General features: G+C 52.1%; 24 protein-coding genes. 14 read left to right on the plus strand and 10 right to left on the minus strand.

All coding sequences use genetic code 11. The features are described 5' to 3' along the window. Positions 1 to 129: 129 nt before the first annotated feature. From FH871_RS14765 to FH871_RS14775, 3 genes are all read right to left on the minus strand, one after another. The gene (locus FH871_RS14765) at positions 130 to 468 is read right to left on the minus strand and encodes a PadR family transcriptional regulator (protein ID WP_114407927.1); all 339 of its coding nucleotides are present in this window, start codon (positions 466 to 468) and stop codon (positions 130 to 132) included. Between the two features lie 225 nt (positions 469 to 693). After that, positions 694 to 1,392, minus strand: coding sequence for a hypothetical protein (locus FH871_RS14770; RefSeq protein WP_138992191.1), 699 nt, complete (start codon positions 1,390 to 1,392; stop codon positions 694 to 696). Between the two features lie 295 nt (positions 1,393 to 1,687). Continuing rightward, a complete protein-coding gene (locus tag FH871_RS14775) occupies positions 1,688 to 2,401 on the minus strand; it encodes a hypothetical protein (RefSeq protein ID WP_138992192.1) in 714 nt (237 codons plus the stop codon). Between the two features lie 292 nt (positions 2,402 to 2,693). Here FH871_RS14775 and FH871_RS14780 point away from each other — a divergent pair, with 292 nt between their 5' ends. From FH871_RS14780 to FH871_RS14795, 4 genes are all read left to right on the plus strand, one after another. After that, entirely contained in the window at positions 2,694 to 3,560 is an 867-nt protein-coding gene (locus FH871_RS14780) for a GNAT family N-acetyltransferase (protein WP_138992193.1), read from the plus strand. Between the two features lie 53 nt (positions 3,561 to 3,613). After that, entirely contained in the window at positions 3,614 to 4,177 is a 564-nt protein-coding gene (locus FH871_RS14785; RefSeq protein ID WP_138992194.1) for a Crp/Fnr family transcriptional regulator, read from the plus strand. A 79-nt stretch (positions 4,178 to 4,256) separates the two neighbouring features. After that, positions 4,257 to 4,727, plus strand: coding sequence for a hypothetical protein (locus tag FH871_RS14790; protein ID WP_138992195.1), 471 nt, complete (start codon positions 4,257 to 4,259; stop codon positions 4,725 to 4,727). A gap of 16 nt (positions 4,728 to 4,743) precedes the next feature. Then, complete coding sequence (locus tag FH871_RS14795; RefSeq protein WP_138992196.1) at positions 4,744 to 5,484, plus strand: DUF4386 domain-containing protein; 741 nt, start codon at positions 4,744 to 4,746, stop codon at positions 5,482 to 5,484. On the opposite strand, the gene FH871_RS14800 is transcribed toward FH871_RS14795, so the two are convergent. Together FH871_RS14800 and FH871_RS14805 are read right to left on the minus strand one after the other, a co-directional pair. Next, positions 5,435 to 6,547, minus strand: coding sequence for a DUF2911 domain-containing protein (locus FH871_RS14800; protein WP_138992197.1), 1,113 nt, complete (start codon positions 6,545 to 6,547; stop codon positions 5,435 to 5,437). The genes FH871_RS14795 and FH871_RS14800 overlap by 50 nt on opposite strands. A gap of 204 nt (positions 6,548 to 6,751) precedes the next feature. Further along, entirely contained in the window at positions 6,752 to 7,489 is a 738-nt protein-coding gene (locus FH871_RS14805) for a hypothetical protein (protein ID WP_138992198.1), read from the minus strand. Between the two features lie 277 nt (positions 7,490 to 7,766). On the opposite strand from FH871_RS14805, the gene groES reads away from it, so the two are divergent. From groES to FH871_RS14830, 5 genes are all read left to right on the plus strand, one after another. After that, a complete protein-coding gene (gene groES / locus FH871_RS14810) occupies positions 7,767 to 8,060 on the plus strand; it encodes a co-chaperone GroES (protein ID WP_114407921.1) in 294 nt (97 codons plus the stop codon). 95 nt (positions 8,061 to 8,155) lie between these two features. Next, entirely contained in the window at positions 8,156 to 9,790 is a 1,635-nt protein-coding gene (groL, locus tag FH871_RS14815) for a chaperonin GroEL (RefSeq protein ID WP_114407920.1), read from the plus strand. Positions 9,791 to 10,156: 366 nt separating this feature from the next. Next, positions 10,157 to 10,321: a lmo0937 family membrane protein gene (locus FH871_RS14820; RefSeq protein ID WP_114407910.1), complete on the plus strand. Its 165-nt coding sequence runs from the start codon at positions 10,157 to 10,159 to the stop codon at positions 10,319 to 10,321. Between the two features lie 147 nt (positions 10,322 to 10,468). After that, on the plus strand, positions 10,469 to 10,846 hold the full coding sequence (locus tag FH871_RS14825; RefSeq protein WP_138992199.1) for a hypothetical protein: 378 nt from the start codon (positions 10,469 to 10,471) through the stop codon (positions 10,844 to 10,846). A 100-nt stretch (positions 10,847 to 10,946) separates the two neighbouring features. Next, a complete protein-coding gene (locus tag FH871_RS14830) occupies positions 10,947 to 12,062 on the plus strand; it encodes a hypothetical protein (RefSeq protein ID WP_229317304.1) in 1,116 nt (371 codons plus the stop codon). Between the two features lie 16 nt (positions 12,063 to 12,078). On the opposite strand, the gene FH871_RS14835 is transcribed toward FH871_RS14830, so the two are convergent. Beyond that, entirely contained in the window at positions 12,079 to 13,641 is a 1,563-nt protein-coding gene (locus tag FH871_RS14835) for a glycoside hydrolase family 43 protein (RefSeq protein WP_138992200.1), read from the minus strand. Positions 13,642 to 13,747: 106 nt separating this feature from the next. On the opposite strand from FH871_RS14835, the gene FH871_RS14840 reads away from it, so the two are divergent. The 5 genes from FH871_RS14840 to FH871_RS14860 all read left to right on the plus strand — a co-directional run bounded on the left by FH871_RS14840 (position 13,748) and on the right by FH871_RS14860 (position 16,487). Continuing rightward, a complete protein-coding gene (locus FH871_RS14840; RefSeq protein ID WP_138992201.1) occupies positions 13,748 to 14,515 on the plus strand; it encodes a toxin-antitoxin system YwqK family antitoxin in 768 nt (255 codons plus the stop codon). A gap of 137 nt (positions 14,516 to 14,652) precedes the next feature. Further along, positions 14,653 to 14,976 carry a helix-turn-helix transcriptional regulator gene (locus FH871_RS14845; protein ID WP_138992202.1) on the plus strand — a complete coding sequence of 108 codons (324 nt, stop codon included), beginning with the start codon at positions 14,653 to 14,655 and terminating at the stop codon, positions 14,974 to 14,976. 19 nt (positions 14,977 to 14,995) lie between these two features. Then, positions 14,996 to 15,478, plus strand: a complete 483-nt coding sequence (locus FH871_RS14850; RefSeq protein WP_138992203.1) for an SRPBCC domain-containing protein — start codon at positions 14,996 to 14,998, stop codon at positions 15,476 to 15,478. 6 nt (positions 15,479 to 15,484) lie between these two features. Then, complete coding sequence (locus FH871_RS14855) at positions 15,485 to 15,874, plus strand: DoxX family protein (RefSeq protein ID WP_138992204.1); 390 nt, start codon at positions 15,485 to 15,487, stop codon at positions 15,872 to 15,874. A 49-nt stretch (positions 15,875 to 15,923) separates the two neighbouring features. After that, positions 15,924 to 16,487 (plus strand): DUF4256 domain-containing protein, encoded by a 564-nt coding sequence (locus FH871_RS14860; protein ID WP_138992205.1) that lies wholly within the window; start codon positions 15,924 to 15,926, stop codon positions 16,485 to 16,487. A gap of 26 nt (positions 16,488 to 16,513) precedes the next feature. Here FH871_RS14860 and FH871_RS14865 read toward each other — a convergent pair whose 3' ends face one another. From FH871_RS14865 to FH871_RS14880, 4 genes are read right to left on the minus strand one after another with little or no spacing between them, the layout of a single operon-like run. Then, entirely contained in the window at positions 16,514 to 20,188 is a 3,675-nt protein-coding gene (locus FH871_RS14865) for a sensor histidine kinase (protein WP_171062851.1), read from the minus strand. A gap of 17 nt (positions 20,189 to 20,205) precedes the next feature. Further along, positions 20,206 to 22,764 (minus strand): HEAT repeat domain-containing protein, encoded by a 2,559-nt coding sequence (locus FH871_RS14870; RefSeq protein WP_171062852.1) that lies wholly within the window; start codon positions 22,762 to 22,764, stop codon positions 20,206 to 20,208. Then, the gene (locus FH871_RS14875; RefSeq protein WP_171062853.1) at positions 22,739 to 23,311 is read right to left on the minus strand and encodes a GNAT family N-acetyltransferase; all 573 of its coding nucleotides are present in this window, start codon (positions 23,309 to 23,311) and stop codon (positions 22,739 to 22,741) included. The genes FH871_RS14870 and FH871_RS14875 overlap by 26 nt, the downstream gene beginning before the upstream one ends. Next, positions 23,308 to 25,971: a TonB-dependent siderophore receptor gene (locus FH871_RS14880; RefSeq protein WP_138992209.1), complete on the minus strand. Its 2,664-nt coding sequence runs from the start codon at positions 25,969 to 25,971 to the stop codon at positions 23,308 to 23,310. Before FH871_RS14880 ends, FH871_RS14875 begins: the two co-directional genes overlap by 4 nt. Positions 25,972 to 25,976 lie beyond the last annotated feature (5 nt).

The raw sequence follows: 25,976 nt of genomic DNA on the forward strand, positions 1-25,976 counted from the left end.
CGCGGGAATATCGAACACTCAATATTGAATAATGAATATGGAAAGGTGACCCGATTCCTTCGATGTTCGCTATTCAGTATTCGGCGTTCGATATTCCTTTTCATTATTTTTTCATTCTACACTATTCATTCACAAACTCACGGCTGGCAGCCCCTGTGGAGAGATCGAATCCCAGAGCTGGTCGCGGACGGCCCGAATGTCGTGCAGCGTCCGACTCCCCAGCACCGTAACCGAAAACAGGCGTTTGCGTCGCCCACCCCGTTCGGCGGTTGCCTCGCCGAGGTGTGACTTCAACATGCCTTTTTCTTCCAGCCGGTGCAAAGCCGCGTGAACGGCGCTGATGCTGACGGCCCGGCCCGTTTGCCGGTCCAGTTCATCGGTGATGGCCACGCCGTAGGCACCGGTTCCTAAAACCGCTACTGTCAGCAACACCACCTCCTCAAACTCGCCTAAATACGATCGTCTCATGGAAAAGAGATATAATTAACTTCTGTAGAACAAATCTGCTGCCAGAAACAAAAAATGGCCTAATCAGGCCATTTAAGCAGTTTCCGAAATCGAACCTGTCCGAATTCGTACAGTCCGGTTGTCCGAACCCGAACAGGTTTTCAGTTTACGGTTTTCAGTTTACAGGTTGCTGACGCATGCTGGCTGACGCATTCTTCAACCGTAAACTGAAAACCGTAAACCGCCTTACTTCTCCGCTTTCAGCTCGTAGCGGTGATGCGGTTTGTCGATGGTCAGCCAGTAGTTTATCGTTTCACCGGCTCCTTTGACCTGAAGACGGTATTTCCCACTCAGCAAGTGGGTTACATCAAAATACCGGTTGTAGCCCGCCTGACGGTTCAGTTCCCGGTAATGAATCAGGTTGGTTGACTCGTCGGTCAGTTCAATGATGACCTGCTTCCGGTCGGGATTAGCATAGTTGATGCGGAGTTTGCCGTAGGAATTCACCAGCGGATTGACCAGAAATTTCGCATTGAATTCCGGCACAACCGACGGCGGAGTTTCTTCGTAGGCATAAACCGCAGCGGCTTTGGAATAGCCAACGTCATTGGAAGCCAGCAACTCCGACGAGCGAACCTGCGATGCCAACAGTTGATTGTTGACCACCCGATCCAGCATTTCGTCGAACAGCCGAATATTCCGTTTGGTCAATTTGACATACTGGCCCCGGAGCGTTTCCTGATACACGGGTTCATGCCGGGTGTTGAAAAACCGGATGACCGTGCTGCGGGTGTTGTAATCGGTCTGGATTTTCCAATATCCTTTGGTCACATCCGGGCCGGAGTGGTAATCCGGTTGAGCATGACCGACAAGCGTGCTGACCAGAAGAAGCAGAATCAGGAGAGTTTTGAACCGGTAGGCGGTTTTTTCTTGAACGGTTTTCATGAGAATTGTGCGTGTTGTTTACAGGTTGTTAATTTGGTTATTATTATTTCAAACTTTGTAAAACAAATCTCTTACCAGAATCAGAAACGCCATTCTGATTCAATGGAGGGCATTTTTCAAAAATCGCACTGTCCGAAACCGTACAAAGCCTGTCCGGTTTTGTACGGTTTTGCGGGCGGGTGATTTCTGAATACAAAGCAGCAAAATTGTCGGCAAACCGCTCAATGCAAGTGACGAATGAGGGGAAAAGCGGGACAGAAAGCCAGTTGAGCCTTACCAAGCTTTCGGCGCGCCCTCAGGGAATGGCCCGAAGCTGATACGACTGCGGATTGGCTTGAATAATTAACCGGTAGGCGTACCGCTTTTGTGTTCCTTCGACTTCAAACCGGAACTTCCCTTCCGGCAAACGGGTCAGATTCAGCGTCCGGTTGTAGGTTGATGAAGCCGATTTTTCTTTGAATACATACCGCCCCTGATCATCCAGTAACAACACCAGCATGGGTTCTTGCCGGAGATTGGCAACATGGATTTTCAGTTTACCGGTACTGCTGATGGCGACATCGGAGCGAAACGGATTGACATCCAGGGTTTCTTCAGGTGATGCCAGTATATAAGATGTAGAAACCGGAGTTGACAACGGCGTCGACACAACGTGGTAAGGCTCACTGCCGCTGGTGGCCACCAACTCATGGCTTTTGACTTCGGCCGACAGCAATTGGTTGGTCGACAGCCGCTCCAGCATCGTGTCGAACAAGCGGATGTTCCGATTCGTCAGTTTTACATACCGATTCGACAGCGATTCTTCATAAATCGGTTCGTGCCAGCGGTTAAAAAAACGGATCCTGGTCTGCTGGGTCGTGTAGTCGGTCTGAATTTTCCAATATCCCCTGGCCGAGTCGGTTCTGGCATAATAATCGGACTGTGCGGTCGCCGTCAAACCGTACAGGAAGAGACTCACGACTAGCCAATTCTGGCATCTGCGGACTGTTTTTTGGAGGAGGGTTTTCATGATTTGTGCATTTGTTGTTTACAGAATATAAAAGGGTAAAGTATTATTTCAATGTTTGCAGAACAAATCTGTTGCCAAACCTGATGAAGTCTGCTTAATCGATCAAAATCACGGTATTTGCGTTTAGGTCGAAGGCTACGCGTCCAATAGTGGACACTTTTTGTCCCGGAATGGACAGTGGAACAGGCTCCATCGAGCCGGAGTTGATGTGTGTACGCTATAGAGTACCAAAAAGTGTTTAAGGTTGCATGGGGAGAGTCTGGCTTTTCTGTTTTTACCGTAAGTTTGCAGCATGAAGATCCTTTCACTGACCGAATTAAATCAGGAACAGTACCTGGCCGCTCAGGCTCTCGAAATAAAATGTAAGGCCGATGATGGGTTGATGGGCCACATTCACTGGGATAAATCCATGAATTATTTCCAGTCAATGTGCCACTGGTTTTTACTCTACAAAAATGACGTGTTGATTGGCCTTTTATCGGCTTTTGCTCCGACGACCAGCGTGGTTGAATTTTGCGGCTATACGCTCCCCAAAGCCCGGCGGAAAGGGTGCTTTTCGACCCTGCTCGAAGTGGCTGCGGAAGCAGCCCGAAACTACGGCTATGAGCACCTCCTGTTAATTACGGAACGGGCTTCCGAATCGGGGCAGGCCTTCGCCCGTCAGTTGGGAGCCACGTATTCCAATACCGAATACCAACTGCGCTGGGAACCATTGCCGTCGGTGGTGCTTCCGGCTTCCAGGCCGATGATTCCCCTCGTCAAGGCTGGCATGGCAGACCTGGAACCGTTGTCGAAACTGAGTCAAACGATCTTTGGGGGCACCCTCGACGAAGCCCGTAAACTGCTGGAAACCACCATCACAACGCCCCATCTCACGCAGTATATTGCCATGCTGGATGGAAAACCAATCGGAATGGTGGCGATTAATTTTGTACAAAACGACGCCTGGATTATTGGTTTGGGCGTTTGCCCGGCGTTTCAGGGGCGGGGAATCGGCAAAACCATTCTGTTCCGTATCCTGGACATTCTACAGGAGTCCATGGCCGAAACCATTCTAATCGAAGTAGACTCCGCCAACGAACCAGCCCTGAAGCTGTACCAGAAATCCGGTTTCACGATTCAGATGGGGCAGGATTATTTCCGGTTACCGCTACGGTAACGATGCTCTTCCACAGAGTTGCTCGGAGGAACAGATCTTTTTTCTAAAAAACGATGAACGCCTTAGAAACATATTTCCAGCAAATTGGCATTTCCAGAGCGGATCAGGAAACGATCCTGGTCGACATCAAACCGAAATCCTTCCAAAAGGGCGATTACTTTTTGCAAGAAGGCCAGACCACCCAGCAGATTGGTTTCGTGCTGACCGGCGTTTTTCAGTATTTTTTCAACCACGATGGCGACGAAATCACGACTTACATTGCGTCGGAAAATAGTTTTGTGGTTTCGCTCGGTTGCTTTCTAAAACAGGTTCCGGCGAAAGAAAACATCCGCGCACTCACCGATGCCAAGGTCCTGATCATTTCCAAAGCTCAGTTTGACGCCCTCCGGGCCCAAAGCGAATCCTTCCGGCAGTTTTACGTCGAATTGCTGGAAAGTCAGATCGTCTGCATCGACGACAGCCGCTTCGACCTCATCACCCTCACCGCCGAGGAACGCTACCAGAAACTCCTGGCCGAAGAACCGCACCTGCTCCAGAAAGTACCACAACAGTATCTGGCTTCGATTCTGGGCGTAACACCCCGCCACCTGAGCCGTATTCGAAAAAATAGCCGTTAACCGCATTTATAGACAAATGTCCGGTAAACTGGCCGGGCAGCGGCCGACTTTTGTATCGTTCCATTTACCAAAACACGATATGAAACAGGTCATCCTTTTTTTACTCTTCAGCACAGTCTCCAGCGCTTACGCCCAACGGTCATTCTCCAAAAACGAACTCAGCATCAATGCGTTCCGAAATCCATCCGTTGGTCTGGAATACCGCCACCGGCAGATTTCCGTTCATGCAGGCTATTACCCCACCATCGTTTCCCAAAACAGTACCGGCGAAAACCAGACCACTTCCTTTGTTCGGGCGGGTGTCAGTTTGTGGTTCCTTCCGCTAGGACGCAAGGAAAACCCGTCGTCCTTTTACACCTCACTGTCATACGTCCGGGGGCTGGACCGAACCTATCAAAACGACAACGGCCTGATGGTCGACGCCGGTTTTCGCTGGATGATCTGGAAAGGCCTGAACGTACGAATCGGTGCCGCTTTGCTGGCAGCTCCCAACCATTCTGTAAAAATCAACCCCACGCCGGGGCTGAGCTATTCTTTCTTCTTTAAGTAATTACCTCAGCCCCATTATGAATCCCCTTAAAACCACCGGCAATCTGCTGGTTACTGGCTCCATCCTGGTCTTGATTCCCTACACGGTTCTTACGATCATTTTCGATTATCCCGACATTCTCCGCCAGAATCCGGGCATCATCCTGACTCAATTCCACAAAGGCGGCTCCCAGCTCATCGCCGTCTGGTGGGCGTTTGCCCTCAGCGGTTTTCCCCTCCTGGTTGCATACATCAAGCTAGGACAATACTTTGAAAATCAACACCCTTTGGTTCGCTGGACCACCACAGTTGGCGTCATTTCCGGCATCGCCCAGATCATCGGACTATTACGCTGGGTGTTCGTCGTACCGGCTCTGGCCGACCGCTACGTTCATACCTCGGATCCTTCCGTTCGCGAATCGATCACGGTTATTTTCCAGGTGGTTCACCAATTTGGCGGGGTGCTTCTCGGCGAGCACATCGGGCAATTGTTCACCATTATCTGGACGGTTTTGATGGCGTGGATGTTCGATCAACTCCAGGTATTTCCGCGATGGGTGGCGGTTTTCGGGTACACAGCCTCTGGAATTTATTTGCTGGCGCAAACCGAACTAGCCGCTACAGTAATGCCTAACTTCCCTGTTTTCGAGTTGGCTGGATTGATTGGAAGCACGCTGTGGCTGGGTTGGCTGATCATAATTGGGGTAAGATTCCGAAATAACTCCTTTCTTACTGATTCACGTCTTTTCCCTCTTCCAGTTTCTGAATCATCGCCGTGACGCCATTCTTATTCAGCTCGTTCGGTGCCTGGGGCAGAGCCGCCTTCAGGTACGGCAACGCTTTTTTGAAATCACCGAGGGCCGACAACCCCCTGCCCATCCCGACGTTGGTCGTAAACTGGTTCGGGTTCTTGTCGTAGTTCACCTTAAAAACCGCATAGGCGTCTTTCATCCGTTTCTGCTGGAGTAAGGTGCGCGCATACTGGTGCAATTCATTCATATTTCCCATCGGAACGGCTTCCCTCATCACCGCATCGGCATCGGCCTGTTTGTTGAGGGCCACCAAAACCATCGCTTTCGTGCTGAGCGTCTGGAAATTTTTCTGACCAATGAAGGGCAATCCAACGGCCTGATCGGCCCAGGCCAGCGCCTGATCGAGATCGGTTTTATTTTGAAGGCAATACGTAGCCGCCTGAACGTACGACTGCCACGTAAAGCCCTGCGAATTGCGCAATTCGTTTTTAAAAGAAGCCAACTGAATCTTCACCACATCGGCTTCAACCGTAAACGGGATCAGGCGTTTTTCCCACGCAAGTGCCACCGTTGCCGCGTTGTCCGTCTGGTTGATGAACTCGTATTTGAGCCACTCCACGCTCTTGTCGAGAGGCTGGTTTTTGACCGTCACGCGCAACGCATCTTCCGAAGGTTCGTAGAAAAAGCTACCCCAGGAGGTCGAATTTTTGGAGAAAATAACCGTTGTTTCGGCCTCGCCCAATAGCATGTGCAGCCCGTACGTTCCGGCGGGGAGGTCTTTGCCCTCGACTTTGACATCGGTCGAAAACGAAATGATGGTGTTTTCGTTGGCACCCGCCCGCCAGGGGGCGGCTTTGCTGGTGCCAAAACCGAGGTCCACCAGTCCGTAATGTGCCACCGGTGTTCCCCAAACCTTTCCCTCCCGCCCTTTCACACCGGGTCGGCTGTAGTGAATGGTGATTTTTGTCAGGCCAATTTGTTCCGAAACGAAGGCTTTTTTGTTGCCGCCATCGGGAATAGCGGTGAGTTGCTGGGCGGAAACCAGCGTTGCATTGAGAACCAGAAGAAATAGGATAAACCGTGCTTTCATGGTATTGTCGATAAAGTGTTTACCGTCAAAATAAACGGATGAAAACCGGGTGTAACTCCCGCACTCTGGGGGATTTGGCGAGAAAGGGTAATTAATTGTTTCGCGGAGTTGAGCAGAGGAAAAAGGGAGTTGAGCGGAGGAAATAAAAAAAATCTCTGCGTAACTCTTTTTTTCTCCGCTCAACTCCGCGAAACAATTTCTCTTTTACTCTGAAACCTCCCGCTCTACCAACTTTTCCGCCATCGGCAGCAGTGTTTCCTCCAGCGGCAGACGGCGTTTTGATTCTACCATGAACGTGGCCGGGTTGGGCAGAAAAGGCCGACGGCGGATCAGTTCCAGTTTCAGGGTTTCGTAGGTCCGCCCGACGCCCTTCCGCACGGAGTCGATGTAGCGCGTCCGGATCGGCTGGCTGCCGGTTTGCGTCGTCGACAGGGCCAATCCCGGTAGCGACAATCCCGTCCAGGTCAGGCTGAAATAATAGATATGGGTCTGGGAATGCGACGACCAATGGAGGAAGATATAGCCTTCATCCCGGCGCAGCGGCAGCATACCGATGGGAGTCAGCGTCAGGTTTGCGGCCAGTTCGTCGGCCATTTGCTGCCCTTTCGTCAGGGTTTGCCCGAATCGGGGCAGGGCAAAATTGATGATGGAGTCGATTTCGGACATATACTCATCGTCTTCCTGCCGGGATTGGTACCGTACCGTAAGACTTTCGGGGTCAATTCCGGTAGCGTCCTTGGGGAATGAAGCAGAAAGCGTACCTTTGCGGTTCCGAAAACGGAGGCCGGTCTCGTAATGATCCCGCAATTCCGTCAGGTCAGGGTATAACTTTTTGTCAGAGAAGTGTTGCTGAACGTTTTGCAGATAGGCCAGAACGACAAATTTTTTGTACTCTAAATCAATCAGTCCTTGCGTCAACCAGTCTTTCTGAAGTTTTTTCATAGTGAAAACGAATGAAGAACAGACAGTCTTGTTGCTAAGTAAGTTAACGAAAATTCGCATTCTGCCAAATAGTGTTTGGCGTTTTTTTTCTCCGACCAAAAAGGCTTTGCCCTAACCCACTGATTACCAAACTGACATCATAAATCGGAAATTTTGTCAGTATTACCAGAAAAAAGTGGTCTGGCACAATAAGTGACCAAAATCGACCGTCAGTTCGACAGTATGTCGGGCCCTAGTTAAGCACAAAACAATTTAACTTCTAAAACACAAGCCCATTATGGAAGCACTAACGGAAAGTAAAGTAAACGTAAGACCGTTGGCTGACCGGGTGCTGGTTGAACCAGCTCCTGCTGAAGAAAAAACCGCATTTGGTATCATCATCCCCGACACCGCCAAAGAAAAGCCACAACGTGGAACGATTGTCGCCGTTGGCACGGGCAAGAAAGATGAGCCTCTGACCGTTCAGGTTGGCGATACCGTTTTGTACGGTAAGTATGCCGGTACCGAAATCACCGTTGAGGGAAAAGAATACCTCATTATGCGTGAATCGGACATTTTTGCCATTATCTAAGGTTCTCCCGCCAGCCCCGGTTCAGTTTTAACTGACACTGGCTGCCCGGAAACCCGTTTGCATTACTCGTTAAAACCATTAATTCCTTTTCACTCATGTCTAAGAAAATATTTTTTGATATCGACGCCCGCGATCGGATCAAGAAGGGTGTTGATACCCTCGCCGACGCTGTTAAAGTAACGTTGGGACCGAAAGGCCGGAACGTTATTCTGGATAAGAAATTCGGTTCACCGGCGATCACCAAAGATGGTGTTACCGTTGCCAAAGAAATTGAACTGAAAGACGCCATCGAAAACATGGGCGCTCAGTTGGTGAAAGAAGTGGCTTCCAAAACCGCTGATTCAGCCGGTGACGGAACCACGACGGCTACCGTTCTGGCCCAGGCGATCTACTCGATCGGGGTGAAAAACGTAGCGGCTGGTGCCAACCCGATGGACCTGAAACGCGGTATTGACAAAGCGGTGATTGCCGTGGTCGACAACCTGCGTTCACAATCCCGCGCCATCGAAACGTCGAAAGAAATTGCTCAGGTAGCAACGATCTCGGCCAACAGCGACGAGGAAATCGGCCAGATGATTGCCGATGCCATGGAAAAAGTGGGTAAAGAAGGCGTTATCACCGTTGAAGAAGCGCGTGGTACGGAAACGGAAGTAAAAACCGTTGAGGGTATGCAGTTTGACCGCGGTTATCTGTCGGCTTACTTCGTAACCAATACCGACAAAATGGAAGTTGAACTGGACCGTCCGTTCATTCTGATCTCGGAGAAAAAAGTTTCTTCGATGAAAGAATTGCTGCCGGTTCTGGAGCAGGTTGCTCAAACCGGCCGTCCGTTGCTGATCATCGCCGAAGATGTCGATGGTGAAGCACTGGCTACGCTGGTTGTCAACAAAATCCGTGGTGCCCTCAAAGTGGCCGCTGTGAAAGCACCGGGCTTTGGCGATCGCCGGAAAGCCATGCTGGAAGACATTGCGATCCTGACGGGTGGCCAGGTCATCGCCGAAGAGCGTGGTTTCAAACTGGAAAACACTTCTATTGAATTTTTAGGCACTGCCGAAAAAATCATCATCGACAAGGATAACACAACTGTTATCAATGGTGCAGGTGAAAAAGAAGATATTACGGGCCGTGTCAACCAGATCAAATCACAGATCGAAAACACGACTTCCGACTACGACAAGGAAAAACTGCAGGAACGTCTGGCGAAACTGTCGGGCGGTGTAGCGATTCTGTACATCGGTGCTGCTACCGAAGTAGAAATGAAAGAAAAGAAAGACCGCGTTGATGATGCCCTGCACGCAACCCGCGCTGCCGTTGAAGAAGGCATCGTGGCCGGTGGTGGTGTTGCGTTCATCCGGACCATCAAGTCCCTGGATGCGGTTGAAACCCGCAACGAAGACGAAAAAACCGGTGTGAACATCATCCGCGTTGCGCTGGAATCTCCGCTGCGGACGATTGTAGCCAATGCTGGTGGCGAAAGCTCCGTGGTTGTGAACGCGGTGAAAGCCGGCGAAGGTGACTATGGTTACAACGCCCGCGAAGATCGTTACGAAAACATGGTGGAAGCTGGTATCATCGACCCGACGAAAGTAACCCGTCTGGCCCTGGAAAATGCCGCTTCGATCGCTGGCTTGTTGTTGACCACCGAATGTGTGATCGCCGACGAACCGGAAGAAGCACCGGCTGGTGGTGGCGGACACGGTCACCCAGGTGGCATGGGCGGCATGATGTAATCATCCCCTCCCCTTACGCATACAAAAGCCCCCGGCAATCTGTCGGGGGCTTTTTTTGTTCGTACCTTTTGCCAATACACTACGACCACACAACTTTATTAAACAGGCTGGCTGGTTGCTCTGGAAGAAACCCAAAACTGATTCTTTTTACCACCCTCCCAAGGAATAGAAGCGCTTTATCCGAAAAACATGGGTAGGATTTTCTACACTATAACACCAGTTTTGTGTCATTTATGGGTACAACTTTTCACTAAAAAATCAGAAAACAGCCTTTTTTGGCCTAAAAACCGCCTTTTCCACAATTGGCACGCATTTTTCTAAACCATAACCGTATCACAGTTTCATTAAACCAAAACAGGAAACGTCATGGGAAATTTGCTTTATGTCATTGCGGTGATTTTAATCATCATTTGGCTGGTAGGATTATTGGGCTTTGGTAGTTTTGGTATGGGCAACATCATCCACGTCTTGCTGGTGATCGCCGTCATTGCCATTATTTTACGATTGATTCGCGGAGACCGGGTTGTGTAGATAGCCGAAATCAACAAATCATATAGGCAAAGCCTCCGGAATTTTCCGGGGGCTTTTTTGCTTTTCGATCAATTTTGCATGCCCCGTTAAACCTTCGCTGCCGATCCGCATCCAAAACACATCAACGAACAACAATTCGATACGAACATGAAAAAGATATTGATCCTGGTAACCGCTGTGGCCCTGACGATCGGCGGTTGTACGACGCAAAGGCCCACTGTGAACGACCGCTACGACCGAAATGATGATCGCTATGGCCGTTACGACCACCCCAACGTGCGGGAGATTCCCCTCGAAAATAAGCTGGAACGCTGGCAGAACGAACTGAACCTGACCAACCGCCAGAAACGCGAAATCAGGAACATCCAGGATCGCTACGAGCGCCGGGGCCTGACGCGCGCTGAACGCAACGACCGCCGGGAATACCGGCAGTTGCAGCAACAAAAACGGAAAGATTTACTCTCCGTGCTGACCTCCCGGCAACGCGACCGGCTTTATCAACTGGAACAACGAAACCGGAGCTAAAAACCGGCACAGACTAATGAACGATGGGCACCCGAACGGTGCCCTTTTTCTTTTTTCGGGAAATCAATACCTTGTCGCCCAATTCCGTTCCTGAACCTTCATGAAAAACCGTTCCCTTGCCCTGCTTGTCAGCCTGTCTTTTCTTTGTTTTCTCCCTCACTGGTCAATCGGCCAATCCAAACCGCCCAAACGAAAAACGACGGTTTCCATCGTGGGCGACCAGTTCTACATCAACGGCAAACCCACCTTCAAAGGACGTACCTGGAATGGCCACAAGATCGAAGGGCTCTTGCCTAATTCCCGCATGGTGCAGGGCATTTTTGACGACCGAAACCCGGAAACCCGCCCCAAGTGGGCCTATCCCGACACCAAAACCTGGGACCCCAACCGCAACACCGCGGAATTTGTGGCCGCCATGCCGGTTTGGAAAAAACACGGTTTGCTGGCCATCACGCTCAATTTGCAGGGCGGCAGCCCGGAAGGTTACTCCAAAAACCAGCCGTGGATCAATTCTATGTTCAACCCCAACGGCAGTTATGACCCTTATTTTGCAAACCGGTTGAAACGGATTCTGGACAAAGCCGATGAGCTGGGCATGGTGGTCATTCTGGGTTTGTTCTATTTCGGCCAGGATGAGTACTTAAAAAATGAAGCGGCTGTCGTCGATGCCGTTGATAATACAATGGAAATTTTAGCCGACGGCGGTTATCGGAATGTGTTGATCGAGATCAACAACGAGTGTGACATCCGGTATGACCACGACATTTTGAAGGCGGAGCGGGTTCACGAGCTGATCCGGCGCGTGAAGGCAAAGAAACGAAACGGCCACCGGTTTCTGGTCAGCGCGAGCTACAGTGGCGGGAAAATCCCGCAGGAGAACGTGGTGCGGGAAGCCGACTATCTGATTCTACACGGCAATGGCGTGAAAGAGGCCGCCAAAATTGCCGACATGGTTCAGCAGACCCGCGCCGTGGCCGGTTACCGCCCCATGCCGCTGGTCTTCAACGAAGACGATCATTTTGATTTCGATAAACCCGCCAACAATTTTCAGGCCGCTACCACTGCCTATGCGTCCTGGGGATTCTTCGATTACCGCATGAAGGACGAAGGTTTCAACGACGGCTATCAGTCCATTCCCGTCAACTGGCAGATCAGTTCCCTCCGGAAGAAAGCGTTTTTTGCTTATTTGAAGGAAATTACGGGCGGTTTGCCCTGAAAACCGGTCTGGTTTTTCAATGATACTGCATCCCAATGGACCGCACGACCCCGTAGCCCTGTTTTTCACCCGAAACACTCAGGCCGACGCGCGGGGCGCGATCCCAGCGGGGCAGGTAGCCGCCACCGACCGGCATCGGTAGGAAAGGTTCGGGCTTCCCTCCTTCCGTCGACCAGGAAAAATCGTAAAGCTGGCCGAAACGGCTTTTTAACTGCAAATGAACCGCAGAAGCCGTCGGCAGCGGTTGTGATTTCAGGATTTGCCGGACACCCTCTTTCACCTGCCAGAGTTCCAGCGTTCCCTGGCGAACCCCGAACCCCAGCGCATTCGCGGCATCGCCGTAAAGCGTGATGCTTTGCAACACATCCGGTTGCGGCTCAATGGTGGTGGAAAAGGTATAGGTACCTTTTTTAACCACAAATCCCAGAAAATTCCCGGTTGGCGTAGCAACGGTGTTCTGTATTTTGAACGAACCACCCGCCACGCTGAACGCCGGTTTTGGCAAACTCACATCCCAAACCCAGGGCAAATCACCCACCGGTTTTTCAAAGTTAACGGCCAGACTTCCGTCCGTTTTCTGCCCCATTCGGATGGGCGATTCGGCCTGTGCGGGCGTCGTGGTTCCATACCGAAAAACCGGCCACTGTGTTTGCTCGTCCCAAACCAGCTCACTCAGAACCCCCTGGCGGCCCGTAAACGTAAAATCGGTGCCATTGTAAGCATGATGCAAATAGAAATACCGGTTGTCGGGCGTCGTCACGACGGTTCCGTGTCCGGGGCATTTCCAGGTGTCGTCGCCCACCAGCACCGGATTGCCGGCGTATTTTTGCCACGGCCCCTGTAGCTTTTCGGCCCGCGCCAAACCGACCTGGTAGTTACAATTGGCTCCGCAACAGGTATTGCCCGAATACAGCATGTAGAAATACCGCCCCCGTTTAAACAACGCCTGCCCTTCCGCGCCACCCGCTTCCCAGTTGCCGCGTTCCGCTGTTAGCAAAGTGAACGCCTTGCCAGTCACCTTCAGGCCATCGGGCGACAGTTCGGCCCCCAATAGCTCGATGGCCTTTCCTTTGTCCAGCCCGTAGGCTTTCCAGGTGATGTAAAGTTTTCCCTGATCTTCCAGCACAAAAGCGTCGATGGCTTCAGACGTCCATTCGAGCAGGATACCGTGATCGGTAAAGCCTTTCCGCAGATCGCGGGTGGTGGCCACGCCGATGAACGAACGCTGGTCCGATTTCCGGCGGGCGGTGTAATAGACGTAAAAAATACCGTTGCGGTGATACAATTCCGGCGCCCAGTAACTTCCCATGGTCCACTCGGGCAGGGCGGTGAAAACCGGGCCAACATACGCCCAGTTGACCAGATCCTTCGACGAATAAATCGGATAGGCGGGTGCCCATTCGGACGACGTACCAGCCGCGTAATAGGTGTCGCCCACGCGGATGACCGACGGATCGGCAAAATCACCGGCAATAACCGGATTGCGGTACGTAACCGTCGGACCTGGTTGCGGACGTGACTGCGCCAGACCCTGAAAAAATAAAAAAAATGTAGTAATGGTTATATAAATTGACTTCATGCGCTATTTTTAGTTACTGAATGAACAGGCTGACTCGATTCCGTTGAACAAAAGTACGCGTTCGCAGCTATATAGTTAGTGAAAAGTAAAATCCATTCCGCGCCCGATGAACAGCTTCTTTCTGATAGCCCTGGCCACCTTACTGGTCGCCCAGCCCGACGATGAAAACAAAAAAAGTCGCCGGATGAAGAACCGGATTGAACGCCGGGAATTTCAGAATTCGATTGAGGAAGTCACCTACCACGATCGCTGGAAACGCGTGGCTACCTTCCGCGTGTATGACAAAGCCAACCGGCGGCTTTTGGAAGAACACTACCGGGATTTTCAGCTCCGAATCCGTCACGGGCAAACCCGCGCCTGGTATCCGAACGGGCAACTGCACTGGACCTGCGATTTTAAAGAAAGCCAGATCAACGGGCCTTATTTTTCGTATTACGAAGATGGCACCCTGAAACGCCGGGAATTATACAAACTGGGAACTGCCCGGAAAGGCGAATGTTTTACGCCCGAAGGAACACCGGTCGAGTGCCAGCCCCTCATCAAAAAAGCGGAATTTGAAGGCGGTAAAAAGCAGTTCATCACCGTATTGAAGGAGCGGCTTCGTCACATTCAGCCCACTGAACCGTCGGTTTTTTTCACGCTGGAAGGAACCCTGTCGGAAGAGGGCATTCTGTTTGGACTCAAGCCGCTGGCCTACATCCAAAACCGCCCCCCGGCCGAGCGCGAACTGGCCCGTCAACTCGTAACGGCCCTGCGGGATATGCCCCGCTGGCAACCCGTTATCGTCGATGACCAGCCCATTGCCAGCGATTTATTGATCAGCATCTATTTCAGCAATGGCAAAGTCTACGGCGGAAGTTACGATATTCAGTGATGGCAGTTCTGTCGTGACAACCGCACAACCTCTTCCTCCATCGGTCGTCGGTCAGTCGTCCCCTGTCTGATAGAAAAAACAGAAAAATTTGCGTAGCCAAATAGCTACACGTATATTTGTAGTCAAATGACTACACAATGAATTTAAGACGTGACGTATTCCAGGCCCTGGCCGACCCAACCCGCAGGGCCATCCTGCTGCTGGTGGCTTCCCACTCGATGACGGCAGGAGCCATCGCTTCCAACTTTGACACCGCAAGACCGACCGTTTCCAAACATTTGCAAATACTGACCGAGTGCGAATTGCTGGAACAGCACCAAAACGGCCGGGAAATTTACTATTACATCAATGCAAAAAAGATGAAAGAAGTAGCGGATTTTATCGAACCATTCCGCACGCTGTGGGATGATCGATTCAACAAATTGGAAACCCTGATGAAAAATTATAAACCAGAAAAATAGACAGATAAACCAGGCTGGTATGGAACGAAAAACAAAAATTAAGGCTGAAGACGGCAAACAGGAATTGGTGATTACCCGGGAATTTGAATTGCCCGTATCATTACTTTTTAAAGCCTATACAGAAGCTGATCTGGTGGCGCAATGGATGGGAACGAAGGTGCTGAAACTTGAAAATAAAAAGCATGGCAGCTGGCAATTTGAAACCGCCGATGCGCAGGGAAACGTGGTATTGCAGACCCATGGCGTGATCCATGAATTTGTACCAAACCAAAAAATCACCCGAACCTTCGAGATGGAGCATACGCCCGGTTCGGCGATCCGATTTGAGGTTCAGCTTGAATTCCTGGAATTTGAACACCTGACCGATGACACCAGCAAACTCACGATGCACATTGTCTACCGATCCGTGGCCCTCCGGGACCAGATGCTGCGGCTCCCCTTCGCTCATGGTATCAACATGGCCCACAACCGTTTGCAGGACATCGTACGCCAGTTAATCTAGCCGGAAATGACCAAGAGAAATAAACTCATCTACTGGATTGCCACGATCTGGCTGGCCCTGGGAATGCTGTCAACCGGAATCGTGCAATTGATTAAAATGAAAGAAGAAGTAGACATGATGACCCGTTTGGGCTATCCCATCTATTTTTTAACCCTGATCGGCAGTTGGAAAATCGCAGGTGTTATTGCCATCCTGATCCCTAAATTTCCGTTACTCAAGGAGTGGACGTACGCTGGCTTTTTCTTCGCCATGTCGGGGGCGGTTTTCTCTCATTTAGTCGTACGGGATGACGCTAAAGACTTGTTTGGCCCTCTATTGTTACTAATCTTAACCCTTGTATCCTGGTCTTTCAGGCCGGTGGACAGGAGGTTTACGATGAGTCAAGCAGTAGGATAATGAAGGTTTGAATCAACAGGCAGAAAAAACGTATAACAAATCAATCAGAATGAGCCATCGAAACGAATTGTCGGCCCAACAAAGGGAAGAACTTCTTAACCTATTAAAAGCCCGTTTTGAGAAAAACACGAACCGCCACGCCGGGCTTGACTGGGCAAAGGTGCAGGCCAAACTGGAAGCGAATCCGGCCAAACTGTGGTCGCTCGACGACATGGAAAGCACGGGTGGCGAACCGGATGTGGTGGGCTATGATCAGAAGACGGACGAATACATTTTCTATGATTGCTCGGCGGAAAGTCCCAAAGGCCGCCGAAGCCTTTGCTACGACCATGCAGCGCTGGAATCCAGGAAAGAAAACAAACCGGCACACAGTGCCGTTGAGATGGCCACCGACATGGGCATCGAGCTTTTAACGGAAGAACAATACCGGGCCTTGCAGCAACTGGGAACATTCGATACCAAAACATCGAGCTGGATTCAAACCCCGGCCGAGATCCGAAAACTCGGTGGTGCGCTCTTTTGCGACCGTCGCTACAACACGGTTTTTGTCTACCACAACGGTGCCGAATCGTACTATGCGGCCCGGGCGTTCCGTGGCTCATTGCGGGTTTAACCAGTCCACAAAATCGCCATCATACCCTAATCACCCAAAACCGGCAGCGTCATCTGAATCTCGGTGTACTCTCCTTCTTTCGAGCTGATTTCGATTTTCCCCCGGTGGAGTTGCACGATGTCTTTGGTCATGAACAGGCCGAGGCCGGTGCCTTTGGAGGTGGGTTTGGTGGTAAAAAACGGATTGAAAAGGTTGGCGATTTCCCGCTGCGGAATGCCTTTGCCGTTATCCCGGATGCGTAAAATGACCTGATCATCTACCCGGCTGGTGACAATCCGCACTTCGGGCATGAAGTCTTTGGTCAGCTTACTCTTTTCGAACAGGGTATAATAGGAATTGCTCACAATGTTCTGGACCACCTGCCCGAATTCGTTCGGCAGCAGGCTGGTTCGGATGGGCTTTTTATCCAGATTCAACACCAGACTGATGGCAAAATCCGGGTAATCGCCTTTCATTTCGTGCAACGCAAACCGGGCTTTGTTTTCGACAAACTGATTGAGATCGGTGTCCTGAAAATCCCGGGACTTTTCCCGCAATAGCACCTGCATGTCTTTCAGAATTCGGGTCGTGCTGGCGCTGTGTTCCTGGATTTTAGCCAGATTCATCTTCAACACATCCAGATCATCCATGATGTCGTCCCGCACATCGGCGCTAAGCACGTCCTGCTCCTTTTTAAGCCGGTCCGTAAATTCGTGGATGATTTCTTCCGACAACTGGGAGAAATTGCTGACGTAATTGAGCGGATTCAAAATCCGATCCACGATGCCTTTGGTCAACTGCCCAACCGACGCCAGCCGCTCCTGACGGATCAGTTCGTGCTGCGTGTTTCGGAGGTCGTGCAGGGTATTTTCGAGGTTTTCGAGCAGCCGGGTTTTGATGAAAGCCGCAATCAGGTGTTCCCGCAGATTCCCGATCATGCTGATGTCGCGCTGGTCGAACGCACCCGACCGGGTGGCGTTTTCGAGCGTAATGAACCCTTCGATGTGGCCTTTGTTTTCGATCACAATGGTAATCAACGACTTGGGCGTATCCAGATCGTCGATCGGGCTGTTCAGCGGTTCGTAGTAAACGTCATTTTTCAGGTAAATATCTTCGAATATTTCGACGGTTTGCGACAGGTAGCGGTTTTCGGCCTGTTCGCGCGTTAGCCCAACCGACGCCACGTGCGCCAACTCCAGATTGCTCCGCAGCGCCTTGAAGTGGTACGAATTCGTCGGTTTGTCATACACCAGAAAGCTCGCGCTCGTCATGTTCCGGATCACCGAAAACTTCGTCAGAATGGTCTGGAAGAGGTTGGCGAAGTCGATTTCGGCGTTGATCGACTGCACAATCAGGTCGATTTTTTCGAGCTGGTCGTTCTTGATCGCCAGCTCTTCCGACTGCTTTTCCAGCTCCGATTTCTGGCTGACCACCTCTTCCGTCCGCTCCTGAATCAGCGTTTCCAGTGCCTGCTTTTCCCGCATCAGCACTTTCAGTCGCCAACGCACCACGAGGTAAATGAGCAAACCGGCAGCCAGAACAAACAGCGTGATCACCCACCAACGCCCATACCAGGGCGGAAAAACCCGGAAGGAATAGGTCGCTTCCTGACTCGGGGTTTCGTAAATATTCCGGGCGCGGACCCGAAACACGTAGTTGCCCGGCGGCAGGTTCGTATATTCTTTTTTGCTCTCCGGCGTCCAGTCCGACCAGGCTTTGTCGTAATTTTCGAGCCGGTATTGGAAATTCAGCCCTTTTGCAATCGGGAAACTGGCCGCCGAATACTCAAAGCTCACATCGCTGAACTGGTTTTTCTCGTCCAGCGTCTGGACTTTCCGAATCAGAGCCTGATACGGCAACTCGTATTTTTTGGCAATACCGGCATTGTACCGAATCACGCCATCGCGCCCGCCAAACCACACCAGCCCCTGCTGATCCAGGTAAATGACGTTGACCGGCGAGGTGGAAACCGGCAGAAACGGCGTCGTAAATTCCTTAAAACCATTGCCCTGTTTTTGATACAGTGTCACGCCTTTTTTGTCGCCTTCCACCGTCCAGATGTTCCCGCTTCGGTCTTCCATCAGGTTATTTTTCCAATACGCCGTCCCCGGTTTGTCCGTGCCAAACGGATTATAGGCAGCAAACCGGTTTTGTGCCGGATTGTACCGAAAAATGCCTTTTTCGTTGAAAACCAGCACGCCCTGCGTCGTAACCGCAACGCGGTTGTAAAACAACGTGGGCAACCCCTGCTGACTTTCCACCACCTGAACCCCGTTTGTCGTAGCGATCAGCCGGTGTAAACCCGCCGTCAGTGTTTCGAGCCAAACCGTACCGGATGGGTCTTCGTGAATGCCCACCACACGCTCCGAAAAACCGGTAATGGGCCGATAGGAAGCCGGTTTTTCGCGGAAAACCGTCAGCATGCCCACACCGTTTTCCGTTCCGACGTACAGACGCGTCGGGTCTTTTCGGGACACCGACAGGCTGAGTGCATAGGATTGCGTCAAGATCTTTTTTTGGTCGCCGGTCAGTTGATAAACGCCTTTGCTGGTGGCAACGAAAAGCGAACCGGCGGCTTCGGCCAGCGAAAAACAGCTCATGTTCAGGCCCGGCACCGGGCGAACGGCCGTGTTGGTCAATTGAAAAAGACCATTCAGCGCAGCCAGATAAACCGTGTTTCCCACCCGCCGGATGTCCATGATTTCGCCCGTCAACCGCGACGACGTGCCGAACAAGGTCAGTTGCGAAGGCACCTCCATTTGCGCCAGACCATTGTTGAGCGCCAGCCAGATGGTCCCTTCGCGGTCGGTAAACATCGCATTGACGAGTTGATCGGTCAACCCCTCGATGCCCCGAATGGCCTGTTTGAGTTGTCCGTTGGGGTTCAGTATTAATATGCCGCCCCGCAAGGTGCTGATCGCCATGGTGCGATCACTCAACACCACGCCACTGGTGGCCTGATGAGCCGAAAGAAAGGCGTTGACCGGGCTGCTGAAAACGTCAATGGTGTTGTTGGACAACTGAAAAAGGCCCTGGTTGCTGGTGATCAGCAACGACTGATCTTTATTCAAAGGCAAGATGTCGAGCAAGTCAAACAGCACCGGCACATTCCCGCTCTGGCTGACCGGTGTGATCGAACCGTTCCGAAACACGCCTAAACCGCTTTGTTTCCGAAAAAGATAAAGGGATTGATTTACCTCAAACGCCGACAGAACCGCCTGCTCCACGGCCCACTCGTTGACGGCTTTTCCGTTCCAGCGAAACACCCGGTTTTGGGTGATGAAGTAGATCCCATCCGGCATTTCGAGTACCGACAGAACCTCATCAAACCGGCTTTTGACCCGCTGACTCAGACTGACAAAACCGAGCGTTCCGGTGCTGTCGGCTTTCAGAACGCCAAATTCGCCATTGGCTCCCACGTAAATGGTTCCGTTTTTGGCCCGCAGCAACGCCGACACTTTCGTGATGTTGGTAGTCGGGATCGTCCGCCAGTTCAATCCGTCATATTCGAGCACCCCGGCGAAATTGCCGACGTAAATGACGCCCCGCCGATCCTGCGTTACGGCAAAATTCTGCCCGTTCGCGTTGTATTGGTCGGGCAAATACAGTCGCGTCGGCGGCACGCCTTCATCCGCCCCGCCAGGCTGTCCAACCGCCATCCCGGCGTTTACCAGCATGAACAGGGCAATCCAGCAAAGGCATGATCCAAACCGACTCATCATTTTCGCTATTGACACCATTAATGTATACTCATTTCTTCCACCGCAACGGCTTCGTTCCGGCTCACCAACAGCTCTGCCTCCGACCGAAAACCGGCTACCCGGTTGGCAAGACGGCAGCGTTCCGAACCGGGCTGTAGCTGCAACATCCGGTGCAACTCCCCAAACCGGGTCGGATTGAGTTCTTTCAGGACAAAGAACGCCGTTTCGGCGATCCGCTCTTCCGGTGACGAGACGTTGGCAACCAGAATGGCCGTCGGATCGGTTTCGTGCCAAACCAGCAGTTCGCGAATGGCGACGGCTTTGAGTTCCGGCGTAATCTTGTTAAAATCTTTGTTGATGATGTCGTGCAGCCGGGCTTCTACCGACAACTGCTGTTGCGGATGATTGACCGCACTTCTCCGCAGTCGCTCGGCGAATGAGATGTCCGAAAAAAGTGGTAACACGCTGCCTTTCACCTCTTCGGGTAAAGCCGTACTAAGCAATTCAATCAGATAGCCTTTGATTTCGTCGTTTTTTTGCGTGATCAACTGGCTGATCAGATCGAACCGGTTGTCGCCATAGAGCGTGGCCAGGAGGTTGAAAACGTTGTGAACAATCCGGTTTTTCTCATCCCGCAACGCATTGATAACCGGCGCATTGCGGGGATACGCATCCAGATCTAGCCGGGCTGCCGTCAACCAGACCAGCAAGCCCACCTGCTCGTCGAGTTGCAGCAGCACGTGGGGACGCTCCAGCACGGTAGCGCGGTGATTCAGGTGATTCAGCCCTTCAAACACTTTGTCGCGCACCATCTGAACGGGGTGGTTGATCTGCGCCCGCAAAAACCGCAAAGCTGCATCGCCCCCCATCTCGTTGATCATCCCGACGATGTGAGCCTGTTGTTTTCCGGACAAATTGGCCTGACTGAAAAACCGGGCCAGCGACGGAATCACGGCGTCGCCAACCGACAAAAGGGCCGAGGTCGCCGTATCGCGGTAGGATTCATCGAGCAGGTGTTCGAAAAGTCGGGGCCATAATTCCGGCTTCCGCAACGCCCCCGAAGCCAGCAAAGCCGCCTTCCGAACGCTCGGATTTTCGTCGTACAACAATGTCTGTAAGTGGGTATAGGCATAATACCGCCCCGAATAACCCAGCTCCGTGGCCGCGAGCGCCCGGTCGTCGGGGTTATCCGATTCGGCCAGCCGCACCATGCTGGAGAATGCCTGGGCCGAACTGAGCGACCGCTCGGCTTTGGGGCGAATCGTCTTGTGATCGATGGTATTTTTATACGCCAGCGTTGCCGACCGGATCACGGCCGCATTCAGGGTTGCCCGGTATTCGGATTGAATCCGGAAGGAAACCACCGCCCAGAAAACCAGGATTACCAGAAACAGATAGCTCAAATGAACGAGCGTAATGGCGCTGAAACTGGTCAGAATCAGCAGCAAAACACCCGGCAGAATACTTCCCACGGCCTTCGGACCACCCTCGATGCGGCTTTGGATCAGCGTCCGTTCGGCCGACGGAATGGGTTGAAACAGCACCTGAAAAGCCGGTTCGCTGATCGACCTCCGTACTGAACTCAGAAAAAAGCGGCTCAGGGCAATCAGCGCAAAGAACAAGGAGGTCGTTCCGTACACGGTGCCATAAACCGCCCCAACGGTGTAGCTAACGAGCAAGGCGATGGGCAGGATCACAATGCCGGCCCGGATGGAATACGCACTGATCAGCCGGTTATACAGGAATGACTTGATAATCAATTCGATCACGGCACAGATTCCAAAAAACATACCCAGAAAACCGGCGAGCAGTTCCTTGTTGGGAAAAATCTCTTTCGACAGAATGGTGAACATGAATTCGACGTAAATCAGGCCAAAAACCGTGAGCAACGCGATGATTGCCAGCATCGATTCATACGATTTACTCGCCATCGCACCGGTTTCGACCGGCTGGTTTCCGGCAGCGGGCGCAGACGGAGCGGTTGTCAGTTGCGGCTGGAATCGCTTGTAGATGTAGGTCATCAGCAACGCGCAGAGTACCAGCAATACCAAGGCTAAAACCAGTAAATCGTCGGTTGAAACGAAGGTCAACAGGAGCGGTACCGATAAATAACTCAGGATCGAGGCAATGACGTCGCCCGTCGTGATGAAACTGAGCAATCGTTTGCTCTGGCCAAAATTGAAAACGCGACCGGCGGTGGCCCAGAACGTGATGCCGTGGATGAACACAAAAACGCGGTTCCAGAGGTACAGCACAAAATAGAGCCACTTGTTGTGCAGGCTGCTGGAAGCCAGCAATAAACCGGCAACCGACAGGAGCATAAACGCCAGTAAATAGCCATTGACGCGCAGGAATGACGCTTTTCGCCGGAGGTAGCGCACGCCCAGGCCGAGTACATAGACCAGCGACCCACTGGCAATGAAGGCCAGTGGCAATTGGGTACGGTCGAAATTGACCAGAAAAAGGGAGGTGGTACTGGCGAAAAACAGGGCGACCGCTCCTCCCATCAGCAGGGAGTAAACGACGAACAGCAACACGGTTTTGCCTTCGCCCGACTGGAGGTTGAGAAATTTATAGACTGAGTCCCGCCGGAACATCCGCGAATTGTTTTTTAAGGTCGTACTGCATAAAATACAGGGGCCAGTCGGGTCGTTCGGGGGCATTTTTCAGTTCGCAAACCGTCGAAAAACCCAGCTTCGTCAAGGCTCTGATCCGAAAGTTGAGCTGCGTCGAAGCCACAATCACATCGACATTTTTCTTTTCGGCCATCCGGATGCGGGCCCGGTCCAGTTGTTCGGCAAACCCGTTTCCGCGAAATTGGGGATCGATCACCATGCGACTGAACGACGCAATGGTCTGATTTTCAAACCGAAACCGACTTTCGTTTTTGGGTAGCAGAAACGAATACGGAGCGGTTTCGATGGTTTCGTGAATGTTCATCCGGGCGGCCGCCACAATAACGCCGTTTCGGGTAATGACCCAGTGGTAAGCCGTCTGGTCGAGGGGCTCGATCCAGGTTCGTTTGGAAAAGAAAAGGGGATTGGCACCCGGCTCGTTGATCCAGGCCCGCACGCGAAGTACACCAATTTCGTCCATCCGATCCGGATACGTTACCTTTTCCAGACAGTACTTTTCAGCCATCATTGATTCCATGACACAGGGCCCGACTCCTTGGGTTTAAGGGTGTAAAAAACCGCCAGCGACAGAATCCGGCGATCCATCAGGAAACGGGAAGCGTACGTAAAATTATCGGCTTCCCGGATTCCCGGAACAAAATATTCCTTGTTGAGCAGGTTGTTCACCGACAGTTGCAGCGACAAACCATTCAGCAAATTGTGGTAGGTAAGGTTCGATTTGAGCACCAGAAACGGGTCGAAGCGCTGGGCCGGGTTGTTGCTGCCCGCCGTTCCCGCACCGGTTTTTCGTGCACTGACGTAGTTGCCCGCCAGGTAGAAACTCAGCCGAGGCGTCAACTGGTAATCGGCACCGGCGTTGGTCATAAAATCGGCGATGTCGCTGATGCGGAGTTTGGCGTCTTCGTCATACGGGTTCGTGTACGTAAAATTCCACCAGATGTTCAGTTTGGCAGACCGGTAGCTGCCTTCGCCCTGCAACCCCCAGATCCGGCGTCGGCCGATGCCCTGAAACTGCTGCGTCATGCTGCCATTTTCCTGCATGACCTGGGCGGTTCCGACGGCGTTGCTGTAGTTGGCAAAATAACCGACCACATTGAATGACATCTGCTTTGTGGCCTGGAGGTAGGCACTCATTTCCAGGTTATTCACCCGTTCGGGCAGCAGGGTCGGGTTCGGCAACCGGCGGGTGGCCGTGGTGCCGTATTTCTGCAAAAACGACGCATCCTTGAAGGCTTCGGCATAAATGGCCTTGAAAATCACTTTACCCCGGTTATAAATGGCCGCCAGCCGGGGCGTTGCCACGGTGCCATAGCCCCCATTGCTCCGAATCCGGTTGTTATCGACCCGCAAACCGCCCACCAGTTTCAGGTCTTTGCGCGGGCGGTAGGTAACCTGCGAATACACCCCGATGTCGTTGGCTTTGAAGTTGTTCCCCCCCGCTAGCCCGGAGGCATTGGCCACCGAGCCGGTTTCGTCGGCAAACGCCAGCGTCGAGGTGATGTAATTCCCCTGAATCAACCCGCTCCGCAATTCAATGCCACCACTGACATCGAGGTTGAACAAAGGACTCCAGAAAAGCCGGAGTTCGTTCCGAAACTGGGTCGAAATGCGGTACTGGTAAGTGGCTGTCGCCTTCGGAATTGAGTCTTTTTCCAGTTCCAGAAAACCGAGTCGCCCGTTGTAATAGCCGTTGTAGGTCACCAGATTCGTTGTGCCCTTGATCTCGTGCAGGAGGTACGACGAGATGTTCATGATCTGAAATTTATCACTGAACGCCTTGTTGTACGTGATCGAAAACGCCCGGTCCTGCGTCACCCAACGCGGGTTTTTCTCCGTGGCAATCGTGGATTTGTTGGTATACCAGGGCGTTCCGCTTTCGTCGGTTTTCCAATTCAGAAACGAAATGGTCAGGTCCTTGAACTCCAGTTTTCCCCGAAAAAACCAGTCGCGTTTGGTGTTACTGAACCCTACTGCATTGCCGTTCAGGGTGTTGCCAAACAGATTATTATCCAACCGGGCGGCTCGTTGAGCCCCTTCGGGCGTCAGGCGCAAGGCCGTAGCCTTGCCATCCGGCGCGTAATCGACTTTGTATAGGTTGCTGTTTGGATAGAGTTTGGTCAGATTCGTTCGCTGAAGGTATTGCTGCGCCCGGTAATTGCCGCTGGCGTCGGTGCCAAGCTGATCAAATTGGCCGGTGTAATCCCCCGCCGTCCGGGCATCGAAATTCCATTCCGGATAGTCCGACAAATCGCGTTCGCGGGATTGGTAAACGCGGCCCGTTACCGACAGGGCGACATCCGCGTTTTTGGCCGTGAGTACGCCATCGACCTGATTCCGACCGAGCGCGCCCGACCGGGCGTGACCGTTGAAAGCCACCTGTTTGGCCGGTCCCGGCAGATTCCGGAAATTTTTGGTGATGATGTTGATAACGCCCATGAAAGCATTGGCCCCATACAGCGTTGAAGCCGGGCCGTAGATCACCTCCACCCGTTCGATGTCCGACAAGGGATACTGGGGAGCGATCAAAACCGTGTTCGAAACCAGGTCATTCTCCTCCACCCCATCGATCAAAATCAGCGTCCGGTCGTTGGACGTGGAGCGATAGCCCCGCTGGTAGAAGTTGGTCGAGCCGATGCCGTTGCCCCGAATGACGTCAAAACCGGGCAGATCGTGCAGAATGTCCTCCAGCGATTTATAACCCCGCTGTGCAAAATCCTTGCTGTTCAACACCGCCACCGTGGCCGGTACATACAACAGATTTTCTGCTTTTTTGGAAACCGACGTTACCTGCAAAATCTGCTCTTTCGATTCCCGCACCTGCTGAAAAAGCGTTTTGTAGCGCGGAGATGCCGAAAAGTCGGGTTCAAACTTCGGATTGAGCGTCAGCAGCTGGCTGATCGACCGCGCACTTTGCGGCAGAGAATCGATGGCCAGGTAGGTCATCGACAGAATCTTGTAGGCCTGCACACGGGCGTATTCGCTAAACCCCTTCTCGACACAGGGATTCAGGAGCGCAAACACCTCATCGAAATTACCGGTCGCATACCGTTTTTCAGCTTCCGGGATCACAGCCGCTTCGTCGCAGTTGGCCTGCGCAAAGGTCGGCAGCCGAGCCCATCCCAACAGCAAAAAACTCAGTATCAGACCAATCGGGTAAATTTTAGTCATGTACA

This window comes from Larkinella sp. C7 (assembly GCF_006149005.1).
Taxonomy (GTDB): Bacteria; Bacteroidota; Bacteroidia; order Cytophagales; family Spirosomataceae; genus Larkinella.

Coding starts and splice junctions, on each gene's coding strand:
- FH871_RS14765 (WP_114407927.1), bottom strand. CDS start 468: ATGAGACGATCGTATTTAGGCGAGTTTGAGGAGGTGGTGTTGCTGACA.
- FH871_RS14770 (WP_138992191.1), bottom strand. CDS start 1,392: ATGAAAACCGTTCAAGAAAAAACCGCCTACCGGTTCAAAACTCTCCTG.
- FH871_RS14775 (WP_138992192.1), bottom strand. CDS start 2,401: ATGAAAACCCTCCTCCAAAAAACAGTCCGCAGATGCCAGAATTGGCTA.
- FH871_RS14780 (WP_138992193.1), top strand. CDS start 2,694: ATGAAGATCCTTTCACTGACCGAATTAAATCAGGAACAGTACCTGGCC.
- FH871_RS14785 (WP_138992194.1), top strand. CDS start 3,614: ATGAACGCCTTAGAAACATATTTCCAGCAAATTGGCATTTCCAGAGCG.
- FH871_RS14790 (WP_138992195.1), top strand. CDS start 4,257: ATGAAACAGGTCATCCTTTTTTTACTCTTCAGCACAGTCTCCAGCGCT.
- FH871_RS14795 (WP_138992196.1), top strand. CDS start 4,744: ATGAATCCCCTTAAAACCACCGGCAATCTGCTGGTTACTGGCTCCATC.
- FH871_RS14800 (WP_138992197.1), bottom strand. CDS start 6,547: ATGAAAGCACGGTTTATCCTATTTCTTCTGGTTCTCAATGCAACGCTG.
- FH871_RS14805 (WP_138992198.1), bottom strand. CDS start 7,489: ATGAAAAAACTTCAGAAAGACTGGTTGACGCAAGGACTGATTGATTTA.
- groES (WP_114407921.1), top strand. CDS start 7,767: ATGGAAGCACTAACGGAAAGTAAAGTAAACGTAAGACCGTTGGCTGAC.
- groL (WP_114407920.1), top strand. CDS start 8,156: ATGTCTAAGAAAATATTTTTTGATATCGACGCCCGCGATCGGATCAAG.
- FH871_RS14820 (WP_114407910.1), top strand. CDS start 10,157: ATGGGAAATTTGCTTTATGTCATTGCGGTGATTTTAATCATCATTTGG.
- FH871_RS14825 (WP_138992199.1), top strand. CDS start 10,469: ATGAAAAAGATATTGATCCTGGTAACCGCTGTGGCCCTGACGATCGGC.
- FH871_RS14830 (WP_229317304.1), top strand. CDS start 10,947: ATGAAAAACCGTTCCCTTGCCCTGCTTGTCAGCCTGTCTTTTCTTTGT.
- FH871_RS14835 (WP_138992200.1), bottom strand. CDS start 13,641: ATGAAGTCAATTTATATAACCATTACTACATTTTTTTTATTTTTTCAG.
- FH871_RS14840 (WP_138992201.1), top strand. CDS start 13,748: ATGAACAGCTTCTTTCTGATAGCCCTGGCCACCTTACTGGTCGCCCAG.
- FH871_RS14845 (WP_138992202.1), top strand. CDS start 14,653: ATGAATTTAAGACGTGACGTATTCCAGGCCCTGGCCGACCCAACCCGC.
- FH871_RS14850 (WP_138992203.1), top strand. CDS start 14,996: ATGGAACGAAAAACAAAAATTAAGGCTGAAGACGGCAAACAGGAATTG.
- FH871_RS14855 (WP_138992204.1), top strand. CDS start 15,485: ATGACCAAGAGAAATAAACTCATCTACTGGATTGCCACGATCTGGCTG.
- FH871_RS14860 (WP_138992205.1), top strand. CDS start 15,924: ATGAGCCATCGAAACGAATTGTCGGCCCAACAAAGGGAAGAACTTCTT.
- FH871_RS14865 (WP_171062851.1), bottom strand. CDS start 20,188: ATGATGAGTCGGTTTGGATCATGCCTTTGCTGGATTGCCCTGTTCATG.
- FH871_RS14870 (WP_171062852.1), bottom strand. CDS start 22,764: ATGTTCCGGCGGGACTCAGTCTATAAATTTCTCAACCTCCAGTCGGGC.
- FH871_RS14875 (WP_171062853.1), bottom strand. CDS start 23,311: ATGATGGCTGAAAAGTACTGTCTGGAAAAGGTAACGTATCCGGATCGG.
- FH871_RS14880 (WP_138992209.1), bottom strand. CDS start 25,971: ATGACTAAAATTTACCCGATTGGTCTGATACTGAGTTTTTTGCTGTTG.